The sequence below is a fragment of the Tetragenococcus solitarius NBRC 100494 genome, assembly GCF_001544195.1.
In the GTDB taxonomy this organism is placed as follows: Bacteria; Bacillota; Bacilli; order Lactobacillales; family Enterococcaceae; genus Tetragenococcus; species Tetragenococcus solitarius.
The window spans coordinates 1-11,708 of sequence record NZ_BCPY01000055.1; the positions used below are offsets into that span (position 1 = coordinate 1).

Consider the following 11,708-nt stretch of genomic DNA (forward strand, 5'->3'; position numbering starts at 1 on the left):
ATTTCTTAAAAGAGCTCATGCGTACTTTTTATTTCAAATTTAGCTTAAGAAAAGAAAAAAATATTTTTTTATTGCATAAAGGAAACGAAACTAATATAATAGAATTGAAGATAAGTTAGGCGTACCTAAAAACCAAGTAAATGGAGGTATAGAATGATAGCATTTGATAACATATCTGCTAGCTACGACGGGGTTCATCAAGCGGTAGCTGATGTATCCTTTACTATAGACAAACCAGCGATTATTGGCATTATTGGTCCTAATGGTGCCGGAAAATCAACTTTTATCAAATCTGCTTTAAATTTAATCGAAGGAAGCGGAACAACTACAGTCGATGGTCAATCGCTGCAAAAGAGGAAAAAAGAAGTCGCTTATGTTGAGCAAAAAAGCGATATTGATTATACCTTTCCCATTACAGTGGGGGAATGTGTTTCATTGGGGTTATATCCAAAAAAACGATTCTTCCAGCGGATTACCAAAGAAGATTGGCACAAAGTAGATCACGCCTTAGAGTTAGTTCAAATGAAAGACTTTAAAGATCGGCAAATTGGCGAATTATCAGGGGGACAATTCCAGAGAATTTTAATTGCTCGTACATTTGTCCAAGATGCCACATTTATTTTTTTAGATGAACCATTTGTGGGAATCGATGCAACGAGCGAACAAATTATCATGGAACTATTAAACGGCTTTAAAAAAGAAGGAAAGGAAATATTTATCGTTCATCATGATTTAAGTAAGGTTGAAAGATACTTTGACGAATTAGTCATTTTAAATAAAGAATTAATTGCTCAAGGACCTACAGACGAAGTATTTACTAAAACAAACTTAAAACAAGCCTTTGGAGATACAATATTTGTTGGAGGGGGGCAGTCCAATGATTAGTCATTTTATTGATGGTTTACTGGATTACCACTTCTTACAAAATGCGTTAGTGACCTCGGTTGCCATTGGAATAGTGGCAGGTGTGATTGGCTGTTTTATTATTTTAAGAGGGATGTCTTTGATGGGAGATGCCATTTCTCATGCGGTTTTACCGGGTGTGGCACTGTCATTTATTATCGGTATTCATTACTTTGTAGGAGCTGTTGTGTTTGGTGTTTTAGCCTCGGTCCTCATTACCTATATTTCACAAAATAGTACCATTAAAAGTGATACAGCGATTGGCATTACTTTTAGTTCGTTTCTAGCCCTCGGGGTTATTTTGATCGGTATAGCCAACAGCTCAACTGACTTGTTCCATATTTTATTTGGGAATGTATTAGCTGTTCAAGATGCAGATAAGTGGCTAACGATTGGTATTGCGCTATTTGTTATTGCTTTAGTGGCGATCTTTTATCGACCGCTTTTGATTACATCTTTTGATTCCAATATGGCCAAAGCTTTTGGCATGCGTGTACAAGGGTATCATTATTTATTGATGATTTTATTGACATTGGTTTCTGTCACAGCTATGCAAAGTGTCGGAACAATTTTAATTGTTGCACTTTTAGTAACACCAGCGGCGACGGCTTACCTTTATACAAAACGACTGAAAAATATGATTGTATTATCGGCGATTTTGGGCGGTGTTTCTTCCTTTCTCGGTCTTTTTATCGGTTATAGTTTTAATATTGCAGCGGGTTCGAGTATTGTATTAACAGCAGCCTTTATGTTTGTGATTGGTTTCTTCTTGTCCCCTAAACAACGTCTGCAACATGGAAAAAGAGGGTATCTCATTGTTGGCTTAGTCGCAGCATTATTTGCTGGCGGTATCGGTTTTTATACCTATCAACAATCTTCAGGTGCTGGTCAAGATGAAGAAAAACTTGACGTTGTCGTAACAAATTCAATTATTAATGATATGACCAAAGAAATAGCCGGAGATCGGATCGACTTGCACAGTATTGTTCCTGTCGGAAGAGATCCGCATGATTATGAACCTTTACCCGAGGATATCGAAGAAGCAACAGAAGCAGATGTGATTTTTTATAACGGTTTGAATTTAGAAACTGGCGGGAATGCTTGGTTTAATAACCTTATGGAAAATGCCGATAAAAAAGAAGAGCAAGATTACTTTGCCGTAAGTAAAGGCGTCAAGCCGCTTTACTTAGAAGAAGGTGAAGATGAAGGTCAACAAGACCCCCACGCTTGGATGAGCTTAGAAAACGGCATGACTTACGCTGAAAATATCGAAAATCACCTTAGCGAAAAAGATCCGGAGAATGCAGATTATTACAAAAAAAACTTGGACGATTACCTAGATGAATTAGGTGAATTGGACCAAGAATCCAAAAGTAAATTTAATGACATTCCTGAGGATGAAAAACTACTTGTAACCAGCGAAGGAGCGTTCAAGTATTTCTCCCAAGCTTATGACATCCCTGCTTCTTACATCTGGGAAATTAATACCGAAGAAGAAGGGACGCCAGAGCAGACGAAAAGAGTGGTTGATCAACTGAAGGATACCAATGTCAAAGCATTATTTGTGGAAACGAGTGTAAACAAGAGCCCAATGAAGAGTGTTTCCAAAGATTCCGGGATCCCAATTTATTCAGAAATTTTTACCGATTCGATTGCGGAAGCAGGAAAAGACGGAGATAGCTACTACTCGATGATGAAATGGAATATCGATCACATTCATGACGGTTTAACACAAGATTAAAAAATCCCATGAAATCAAATGTTTGATTTCATGGGATTTAATCTTTTTGTTCTTCTTTTTCTTCTACTTCAGCTGGCTTTTTAGCTAAATGATAATAAATAATTTCTGGAGGAACGCCCAAACGTAAGGGCAATTTTGATGTACCAATACCGTTACTAATAGAAAGCAATGTTTTTTCAGCTAACAAATATAATCCATGAGTGTAAGTCATAGAACCCTTCGTTTTATAAAAAAGAAAAGGAAGTCGAACTTGTCCACCATGACTGTGGCCTGCTAGAATTAAATCAAAATTTTGGATGTTTTCAGTGTCTAAAACAGCATCTGGCTCATGGACTAAAAGCAGATGCCACTGGGCTAAGGTACGTTCAAAATGAAACTCTGGTTCTCCGCTTAAACAATCATCCATACCAGCAATGTTAATGGAAACTTCATCATTTGAACCAAAAATTTCTTCGTTTTCCAAAACGGTAAAGCCGCCTTCGCTTAAAACTTCTTTGACAAAGTAATATCCTTCGTTGCGGTAATCGTGGTTACCTAAGATCGCAATTTTTCCCATGGGGGCGGTCATTCGTTTTAATTTTTCAACAAGACGTTGTGTCTCTTTATGCGGCCATTTTTCATAATTATCAATTAAATCGCCAGTAAAAACAATCAAGTCAGGAGCAATATCCATGATGGAACGAATGACGCGGTTAATACGTTGGGGTTTAAAGCTGCGGGCAAAATGAAAATCACTTAAGTGACAGATAACGATGTTAGAGTCATGTTCATAAAGGTCAAATGCATTGGAAATATCGAGCACTTTTTTTTTATTCTTTTTTATAAAATAATGTTTTTCTTTTAAACGGCGTGGTTCGATGAAGACCATATAAAAGATTAGACAAAAAATAAGGAATAAAATTCCTAAAATAATGTACATTTAATCGGTCTCCTTTGCCATTTTTTTAACACAACTATACATACTATATAGAATAGTGGAATTATCGAAAAAATGCAATCGAACAAAGAAGAAAACTTTTGCTATCGCTAGGATATTATTGACAAAAAACAGGATTTCTAAAAATAAGCAAAATATGCTAGGATGTATAAGGAATTTAAACTTATGATATTGAAATGTTTATATAATGGATAAAGGAAAGAAAAAAATGAATAAGGAAGTTAAAAAAACTTATCCAAAAATAGATAGCAAAAAGTGAAGAGAGTATCCGTAAAAGCTTGAAAAAAACACAAAAAGCATAGACTCGTTAAATAATGAAGAAAAGTTTGTAAAATTGTTATTCAAGATTGAAAAGATGGATAACAGATGACAAAAGCTTTCTCCATAGCCAAGAAAATAAGGAGGGAATTTCTGTGATTTTTGATACACATACGCATTTAAATGCGGAAGAATTTGAAGGAATTGAAGCCGAAAAGATAGCACATGCCAAAGAACTAGGTGTTACTGAAATGGCTGTAGTTGGATTTGATTATCCTACAATTGAAAAAACGCAAAAACTAAGTCAAGAATATGACAATATTTATAGTATTGTGGGTTGGCATCCCACTGAAGCTGGCAGTTATACCAAAGAAGTCGAAAATTATTTGCAAGAGGAACTAAGTAAGCAAAAGGTCGTTGCTTTAGGAGAAACAGGATTAGATTATCACTGGATGGAAGATCCTAAAGAGGTGCAAGAAAAAGTTTTTCGTCGCCAAATTGCGATTGCCCGGGAAATGCATTTACCCTTTAGCGTACATAATCGAGATGCCATGGAAGACACTTATCGTATCTTAAAAGACGAGAAAGTTCATGACATCGGTGGGATTATGCATAGTTTTAACGGCGATTACGAATGGGCGCAACGATTTTTGGATTTAGGAATGCATTTGTCTTACAGCGGTGTTGTTACTTTTAAAAAGACATTAGAAGTACAAGAAGCAGCCCAAAAAATGCCATTTGATCGAATGTTGGTCGAAACAGACGCACCCTATTTAGCACCCGTTCCTTACCGAGGGAAACAAAATGAACCGGGCTACACTCGCTATGTTGTCGAAAAAATTGCTGAATTAAAAGATTTAAGCGTAGAAGAAGTGGCTGCCCAAACCACAGCCAATGCTCATCGCTTATTTGGTATTGAACAATGAGCAAAGAAAAAATTGAAGAAGTTATTGTCGTTGAAGGTAAAGACGATACTCGTCGCCTCCAAGAGGTGCTAGCCGTAGATGCGATTGAGACAATTGGTTCAGCGATCAATGAAGAGATTATTGAACGTATTATTCATGCGCAAGAAACGCGGGGAGTCATCGTTTTTACCGATCCTGATTATTCAGGAGAAAAGATTCGAAAGATTATTATGGAAGAGGTTCCCGACGCTAAGCATGCGTTTTTACCGCGTGATAAAGCTCGAGGGAAGAAAAAATACGCTAGTTTAGGTGTAGAGCATGCTAGTGATGAAGCTATTTTGGCAGCACTAGAACATTTAGCAACACCCACTAAGGAAAAAGATATTCCTAAAATTCCGCGTCAAATTTTGCTAGATTATGGTCTAATAGGCGGACAAAAAGCGAAAAGACGACGTGAGTTATTAGGAGATGAGTTACGAATTGGTTATACAAATGGTAAACAACTGGAGAAACGTTTGACAATGTTTCGGGTGACAGAAGAAGACTTAGTAAAAGCCATGAAAATTGTGGAGGAAAATTTGTGAAAGACAACAGAGAAATTGCGGTACCTTCAAAAACAAAAGAAATCTTAGTGCGTCACGGCTTTACTTTGAAAAAAAGCCTAGGACAAAATTTTTTAACAGACCCCAACATTTTGCATAAAATTGTAGCAGCTGCAGAGATAACTAAAAACAATAATGTCATTGAAGTAGGGCCGGGGATTGGTGCTTTAACCGAGCACTTAGCACAAAAGGCGAATCAAGTGTTGGCTTTTGAAATTGATCAACGCTTGATACCCGTCTTAGCAGATACTTTACAAGCATTTGAGAATGTAACGATTGTCAATCAAGATGTTTTACAAACAGATTTAGTTAAAACAACGGAAAAAGTGTTTACCAAAGATTTGCCAGTAAAAGTGGTCGCAAATTTACCTTATTACATCACGACACCTATTATGATGCATTTTTTAGAATCGGACCTAGCAGTCCATCAAATGATTGTTATGCTGCAAAAGGAAGTGGCAGAGCGTATTAACGCAAAGCCTGGGACAAAAGACTATGGTTCATTAACGATTGCCGTGCAATACTATATGGCCACCGAGATTTCCTTTATTGTACCTAAAACGGTTTTCGTTCCTCAACCCAAGGTGGATTCTGCTTTATTGAAATTAACTCGCCGCAAGCAGCCTAAAGTACAAGTAACGAATGAAAAAGCATTCTTTAAACTAACAAAAGCTGCTTTCCAGTTACGTCGAAAAACTTTGTGGAATAACTTACAGCACGCTTACGGCAAAGAAACTGTCACTAAAACAAGGCTAAAAAAAAGTTTAGCAGAAGCTGAAATCGATCCATCACGTCGTGGAGAAACCTTATCGTTAGAGGAATTTGCTCGTTTGAGTAATCGGATGGAAGAAAATAGAATTGAAAAAGAATAAAAAGAGCGAGCTGTCTTGACAGCTCGCCTTTTTGTCAGTAAACTTAGCTCAACTAAAGGTGTCAAGACACCTGATAAGGAGAACTTAAATGAAAAGAAACTCTGTGCAACAGTTAACGATTTCAGCTTTATTAATTGCTTTAGGCGTATTAATTCCTCTTGTTATGCCACGGATTGTGATTGGTCCTGCTTCATTTACCTTGGCAAGTCATGTGCCATTATTTGTAGCGATGTTTTTTTCACCACGGATGGCGGTTATTGTTGCCTTAGGTACGACTTTTGGTTTTTTATTAACGGCGCCTTTTATTATTGCCTTGCGGGCATTGTCTCACTTGGTTTTTGCCCTACTAGGTGCTTGGTATTTACAAAAACGACCACAAATTGTTTATCAACCGAAGAAGTTTCAATTATATAATTTTGCTATAGCAATCATTCATGCTGCGATTGAAACGTTCGTTGTAGCGGCCTTTTTACTAGGGGGCAGTTCGCAAGTTCATTATGAGGGTTCCTTATTTGTTTTATTATTTGGTTTTATCGGAATCGGCGGGGTTATTCATAGTCTGATTGACTATAATATCGCTTTTTTTGTAGTGAAAACTCTTAGTAAAGTTTATGCAGTCCCTGTATTTAAAAAAGCTAAAACAATCGCTTTCCCCAAAGTAAAGTAAAAAGTTAGCGAAAAAAGTCTTGCGATCGTACCAAAAATAAAATGACGTTTGCGATAAACTTCAAGCAAAACTTATGGCAAATTTATTATTGGCAAGAAAAAATAGCAAAGGTCTATTTCTCATAAAAATAGGCGAATAAACTTAATTGTAAGAAAATTCCAAAATAAGCTTTACAATCTCATGAATTAGATTTACCATGTTTTTTAAATATAAAGAAAGAAGTCTGATATATGACCAAAACATTATATAAAAACGCACAGGTATTTACTGGAAAAAATGAGCAATTTGAAAGCTTAAATTTTGTCATGGATGATGAAAATGGCAGATTTGTCCAAGAGAAACAAGGGGACCAAACAGTGGATCTTGCTGGCAAATATGTCATGCCGGGAATGATTAACGCCCACACGCATATTGTAGCTGACCCTTATGGGAAAATTGCGCAATTGGGTTCTCCGGATGCGACAGCGCCAACGGCTACTTTTTTGGCCTTAAACAATTTACAAAAATTATTAGCAGACGGAGTTACCTACATTCGCGACGTTGGCTCGATCGCTGATATTGATATCGAATTAGCTGCACTTGAAAGACAAGGAGAATTATTTGCGCCGGGTATTGTTGCTTCAGGTTCTCCGCTAACTATGACAGGTGGACATTTCAGTGCGGGTTCTTATGAGGTTGACGGTGTTGATGAGGTAAGAAAATATGCTCGGGTATTATTGAAAAAAGGCGTCAATAATATTAAATTGATGGCAACTGGTGGTGTATCTTTTGATGGCGAAACGCCTCATGATATTCAATTAACAGAAGCCGAATTAAAAGCCGCTGTAGAAGAAGCGCATCATAAAGGGCGCACCGCCAATGCTCATGCTCAAGGAACAGAAGGTATCCAAAATGCACTCCGTGCGGGTGTCGATTCTATCGAGCATGCAGTTTATTTAGATGAAAAAACCATTGAGATGTTTTTACAAAAGGGAACTTATATTGTGCCGACATTAGCTGCCCCTTGGGCAATTAATCAAAATTCAGAAACGCTTCCTGATTTCATGGTTAAAAAATCGATAGAGCTGGCACAAGCTCATATACAAAGCATCGGTAAAGCCGCTAAAGCCGGCGTAAAATTGGCTATGGGAACCGATTCAGGTACTGCCTTTAATAATTTTGATAAAAATTCTTCCATCGAGCTTGAACTCATGGCAGATGCCGGTGTAACGAATTTACAAGTCCTTCAGGCAGCAACGGTGAATGCAGCACAATTATTACAAATTGATCAACAAGCAGGAACGATTGAACCCGACAAAATGGCTGATTTTATTGTTCTAGATGAGAACCCATTAACAGAGATTAAAGTCTTGCAAAAAGAAAAAACAGTTTATAAAAAAGGCAAAAAAGTAGAATAATCGATGACTATAAATGTCCAAATGTTAGTTTTAGAAACTAGCGTTTGGGCGTTTTTGTTAGTTATTTGAAGAATGGTTTTTGTTGAAAGAAAAATTATTTGTCAAAAAATCAATCGTCGTTAATATGATAAAAAATTTGAAAATAAAAAGTTTTGAGAAAATTCCAAAAAATACTTTACATACAAATAAATTAGGTTTAGTATTTGTTTTTATCAAATCAAAAGACCAAGGAGGGATGGTATGAAATATTTAATCGCCTTTTTAGTAGTTATGGTATTTATTTTTATTGGTGAATGGGTATCAACTTTTTCAAAGGCATATATTCCATCAATTTTTATAACAGCTATTTTATTTATTATAGGATTCTGGACGATTTTACCCAAAGATATTGCGGTTCAAGCGTCTTTTGGCGATGAGTTTATCGCGATTATCGTTCCTGTCTTATTAGTTCATCTGGGAACAATGATGGGTTCTGTTGCAAAGTTTCAATACTGAGTACAAAAGTCCCATTCTGATACTTTGACTATGCTGGTATACCCATCAAAACTTTAATTTCAGTAGATACCGAAAAGCCGAAGAGCGTTCCATTTCTTCGGTTCTTTTTGTATATGCCTCTCAATGCTTCTATGCCCTTAATCGTAGTTGATGCAGTACGAAGACTTTGATAAAGTTTATTTCGACGTTTAACAGGTCTATGATCTTGCTCAATTAAGTTATTGAGATACTTGACTGTCCGGTGCTCAGTTTCGCTGTATAGCCCCTGCTTTTGTAACTTCCTAAAAGCACTAGCAATTGATGGTGCTTTATCTGTCACGATAACTTTCGGTTCCCCAAACTGCTTGTATAGTCGTTTAAAGAAAGCATAAGCAGACTGAGTATTTCTCTTTCGTCTTAGCCAAATATCCAGTGTCATGCCTTCTGAGTCGATTGCACGATAGAGATAATGCCACTTCCCTTTAATTTTAATATAAGTTTCGTCCATTTTCCACGAATAAAAGGACTGTCTATTTTTCTTTTTCCAGATTTGATAGATCAGCTTACCATATTCTTGAATCCAACGGTAAATTGTTGTGTGAGAAACGTTAATGCCACGATCATATAACATCTCTTGAACATCACGATAACTCAAATTATAGCGAAGATAATACCCAACAGAGATAATAATCACGTCTTTTTGGAATTGTTTGCCCTTAAAATGATTCATCTGTTGTCCTCGCATTCTTTTTTATTACATTTTACAATAAATCAGGTGTTATGGGGAACTTTGCAACAGAACCTAAAATCACATAGGTTATCATTTGAACTATTTCCTCCTAAGGACTACAATGAACCCGTAAGTTGAATAAGACATAGAATAATCACGAAGGAGCGAAATCACATGAAGAAAAAAATGATCTTATCAAGTATCGGTTTAGGCATCGCTGCAGCTGGTGCAGGATATCTAGCGAAGAAGACAGGTTTCTTTGAAGATGATGCTTGGTTATACGATGAATATGATTCAACATTGAATTAACTGGAAGTTGAGCAAGATGTATAAATAGGAGGAAGCGCAATGCAAAAGAAAAAAGCAATCATGATCGGTGCAGGATTATCCAATATGGCAGCCGCAGTTTACCTGATTCAAGAAGGCAAATGGCAAGGCGACCAAATCACGTTTTACTCTCTCGACGATCATGGATCAAATGATGGGGCACCTACTGGGGATGTCACAGATGAATACTGGAACAAGAATCATCCTATGGAGAATCAAAAAGGGTATGTGGCGCGAGGCGGCCGAATGTTAAACTATCGAACCTACGTGGACTTGATGGATCTGTTGGATCGGATTCCTTCTGCGACGGAATCAAACATGACCGCTGCAGAAGATACCCGCGATTTTGATGCGAAACATCGGACATTTGATAAAGCCAGACTATTGGAAGGCGGCAAGGGGATCATTGATGGCGGTCATTTAGGTTTGAACAATAAAAGCCGTATGTTGCTGACACAAATGATCATGATGTCTGACAGTGATGAAGAAAAATTAGACAATGTCACCATTGCCGAATACTTCAAAGAAGATCCAGCCTTTTTTGAATCCAATTTTTGGTACATGTGGGAAACAACGTTTGCCTTTCGGACCCGGAGTTCCGCGCAAGAATTACGGCGCTATATGCACCAAATGATTTACGAATTTACACAAATCGAGCATTTAGTTGGGGTCAATCGGACACGCTACAATCAATATGAAAGCATTATGCTGCCTTTGATCAATTACTTGAAAGAACAAGGGTGCCACATCGTCCTCGATCGGTTAGTCACAGATTGGTCGTTCAAAGACACCACGATGCAAGATAAAATCACTGTGACTGGGTTGCATATGTTGAATGTGACGACCAATCAAGAAGAGTATGTTGCAGTTGATGATGATACAGCTGTTATCTTTACCAATGGGTCAATCACTGATTCAGCGACATTAGGTGATTTTGATACACCAGCTGCAGAAAATATGGATTACGGTGCAGCCTCTAGTCTTTGGAAGAAAGCGGCTGAGCAGTTTTATAATCTGGGTACCCCGGATAAATTTTTCGCGGATCGTGATGCGAGCGAGTGGGTCAGCTTTACTTTGACGACCAAAGACCATCTATTACTGAATGAAATCACACGTATCACTACACAAGAACCAGGAAATGCCTTGAATTCATTTATTTCCACAACGCCGATTTCGCCTTTACATCAAAAAGATGTCAATATGTCGATCGTGGTCCATCACCAACCACACTTCACCAGTCAAAAACCGAATGAAACCGTCATTTGGGGGTACTTCTTATATCCGCGTCGAGTAGGAGAATTTGTGACTAAACCCTATATCGAAATGACTGGGAAAGAAATGGTGCAAGAATTGATTGGCCAGTTGTCTAAAGTCGATCCCGGACCGGGCAATATTCGAGACAAAGAAGCATTGATCATGGATAGTGTCATCAACAATATTCCTGTGTATATGCCGTATGCCTCTGCATTGTTCAACAATCGTGCCAAAAGTGATCGGCCAAAAGTGATTCCAGCTCATTCCACCAATCTGGCTTTCACTGGAGAATTCGTCGAACAACCCTATCAAATGATTTTCACAGAACAAAGTGCTGTCCGTTCTGGGGAAATTGCGGCATTCCACTTTGCCGGCATACCAATGTCACGGTTGGTACCTACACCACGCTATGACAAAGATTTGAAAACGTTGGCTCGTGCGGCGAAGAAGATGTTTGCGTAAGACCTGCAGACTGAAAAATGAATACATGCGCCTACACAAAAAAGCTGCTTCCTTGATCCTGTAATCAAAGGTTGCGGCTTTTTTGGTATAGATGATAGTCGTAAACAATAAACCAGGATTGCGAGAAGTTTTTCTAAACGATTCAAAACAATTTATAACAGTAAATTATTTGGATATAC

Annotated in this window: 11 protein-coding genes and 1 pseudogene; 10 read left to right on the forward strand and 2 right to left on the reverse strand. The window is 37.7% G+C overall.

Going from position 1 to position 11,708, the window contains the following annotated elements; genetic code table 11:
* Positions 1 to 153: 153 nt before the first annotated feature.
* Entirely contained in the window at positions 154 to 885 is a 732-nt protein-coding gene (locus TS1_RS11345; protein WP_068710615.1) for a metal ABC transporter ATP-binding protein, read from the forward strand.
* Positions 878 to 2,644, forward strand: coding sequence for a metal ABC transporter permease subunit (locus tag TS1_RS12815; RefSeq protein ID WP_083498307.1), 1,767 nt, complete (start codon positions 878 to 880; stop codon positions 2,642 to 2,644). The genes TS1_RS11345 and TS1_RS12815 overlap by 8 nt, the downstream gene beginning before the upstream one ends.
* A 37-nt stretch (positions 2,645 to 2,681) precedes the next feature.
* Here TS1_RS12815 and TS1_RS11355 read toward each other — a convergent pair whose 3' ends face one another.
* A complete protein-coding gene (locus TS1_RS11355; protein ID WP_068710616.1) occupies positions 2,682 to 3,563 on the reverse strand; it encodes a metallophosphoesterase in 882 nt (293 codons plus the stop codon).
* Between the two features lie 431 nt (positions 3,564 to 3,994).
* Here TS1_RS11355 and TS1_RS11360 point away from each other — a divergent pair, with 431 nt between their 5' ends.
* The 6 genes and pseudogenes from TS1_RS11360 to TS1_RS11385 all read left to right on the forward strand — a co-directional run.
* A complete protein-coding gene (locus TS1_RS11360) occupies positions 3,995 to 4,765 on the forward strand; it encodes a TatD family hydrolase (RefSeq protein ID WP_068710617.1) in 771 nt (256 codons plus the stop codon).
* Positions 4,762 to 5,328, forward strand: a complete 567-nt coding sequence (gene rnmV, locus TS1_RS11365; protein ID WP_068710618.1) for a ribonuclease M5 — start codon at positions 4,762 to 4,764, stop codon at positions 5,326 to 5,328. The genes TS1_RS11360 and rnmV overlap by 4 nt, the downstream gene beginning before the upstream one ends.
* Positions 5,325 to 6,218, forward strand: a complete 894-nt coding sequence (gene rsmA, locus TS1_RS11370) for a 16S rRNA (adenine(1518)-N(6)/adenine(1519)-N(6))-dimethyltransferase RsmA (RefSeq protein WP_068710619.1) — start codon at positions 5,325 to 5,327, stop codon at positions 6,216 to 6,218. The genes rnmV and rsmA overlap by 4 nt, the downstream gene beginning before the upstream one ends.
* 88 nt (positions 6,219 to 6,306) lie before the next feature.
* Positions 6,307 to 6,885 carry a hypothetical protein gene (locus TS1_RS11375; RefSeq protein WP_068710620.1) on the forward strand — a complete coding sequence of 193 codons (579 nt, stop codon included), beginning with the start codon at positions 6,307 to 6,309 and terminating at the stop codon, positions 6,883 to 6,885.
* A gap of 230 nt (positions 6,886 to 7,115) precedes the next feature.
* Positions 7,116 to 8,282: a metal-dependent hydrolase family protein gene (locus TS1_RS11380; protein WP_068710621.1), complete on the forward strand. Its 1,167-nt coding sequence runs from the start codon at positions 7,116 to 7,118 to the stop codon at positions 8,280 to 8,282.
* Positions 8,283 to 8,522: 240 nt separating this feature from the next.
* A pseudogene (locus TS1_RS11385) lies at positions 8,523 to 8,750 on the forward strand (hypothetical protein); the annotation flags it as partial.
* Between the two features lie 55 nt (positions 8,751 to 8,805).
* Here the strand turns inward: TS1_RS11385 and TS1_RS11390 are convergent.
* Positions 8,806 to 9,486 carry an IS6-like element ISTeha2 family transposase gene (locus tag TS1_RS11390; protein WP_068710623.1) on the reverse strand — a complete coding sequence of 227 codons (681 nt, stop codon included), beginning with the start codon at positions 9,484 to 9,486 and terminating at the stop codon, positions 8,806 to 8,808.
* A 174-nt stretch (positions 9,487 to 9,660) separates the two neighbouring features.
* Between TS1_RS11390 and TS1_RS11395 the strand changes: the two genes are divergently transcribed.
* Both TS1_RS11395 and TS1_RS11400 read left to right on the forward strand, forming a co-directional pair.
* Positions 9,661 to 9,795 carry a hypothetical protein gene (locus TS1_RS11395; RefSeq protein ID WP_014125699.1) on the forward strand — a complete coding sequence of 45 codons (135 nt, stop codon included), beginning with the start codon at positions 9,661 to 9,663 and terminating at the stop codon, positions 9,793 to 9,795.
* A 39-nt stretch (positions 9,796 to 9,834) separates the two neighbouring features.
* Positions 9,835 to 11,529, forward strand: coding sequence for an oleate hydratase (locus TS1_RS11400; protein ID WP_068710624.1), 1,695 nt, complete (start codon positions 9,835 to 9,837; stop codon positions 11,527 to 11,529).
* Positions 11,530 to 11,708: the final 179 nt, after the last annotated feature.

Coding starts and splice junctions, on each gene's coding strand:
- TS1_RS11400 (WP_068710624.1), top strand. CDS start 9,835: ATGCAAAAGAAAAAAGCAATCATGATCGGTGCAGGATTATCCAATATG.
- TS1_RS12815 (WP_083498307.1), top strand. CDS start 878: ATGATTAGTCATTTTATTGATGGTTTACTGGATTACCACTTCTTACAA.
- TS1_RS11395 (WP_014125699.1), top strand. CDS start 9,661: ATGAAGAAAAAAATGATCTTATCAAGTATCGGTTTAGGCATCGCTGCA.
- TS1_RS11380 (WP_068710621.1), top strand. CDS start 7,116: ATGACCAAAACATTATATAAAAACGCACAGGTATTTACTGGAAAAAAT.
- TS1_RS11390 (WP_068710623.1), bottom strand. CDS start 9,486: ATGAATCATTTTAAGGGCAAACAATTCCAAAAAGACGTGATTATTATC.
- rnmV (WP_068710618.1), top strand. CDS start 4,762: ATGAGCAAAGAAAAAATTGAAGAAGTTATTGTCGTTGAAGGTAAAGAC.
- TS1_RS11345 (WP_068710615.1), top strand. CDS start 154: ATGATAGCATTTGATAACATATCTGCTAGCTACGACGGGGTTCATCAA.
- TS1_RS11355 (WP_068710616.1), bottom strand. CDS start 3,563: ATGTACATTATTTTAGGAATTTTATTCCTTATTTTTTGTCTAATCTTT.
- TS1_RS11375 (WP_068710620.1), top strand. CDS start 6,307: ATGAAAAGAAACTCTGTGCAACAGTTAACGATTTCAGCTTTATTAATT.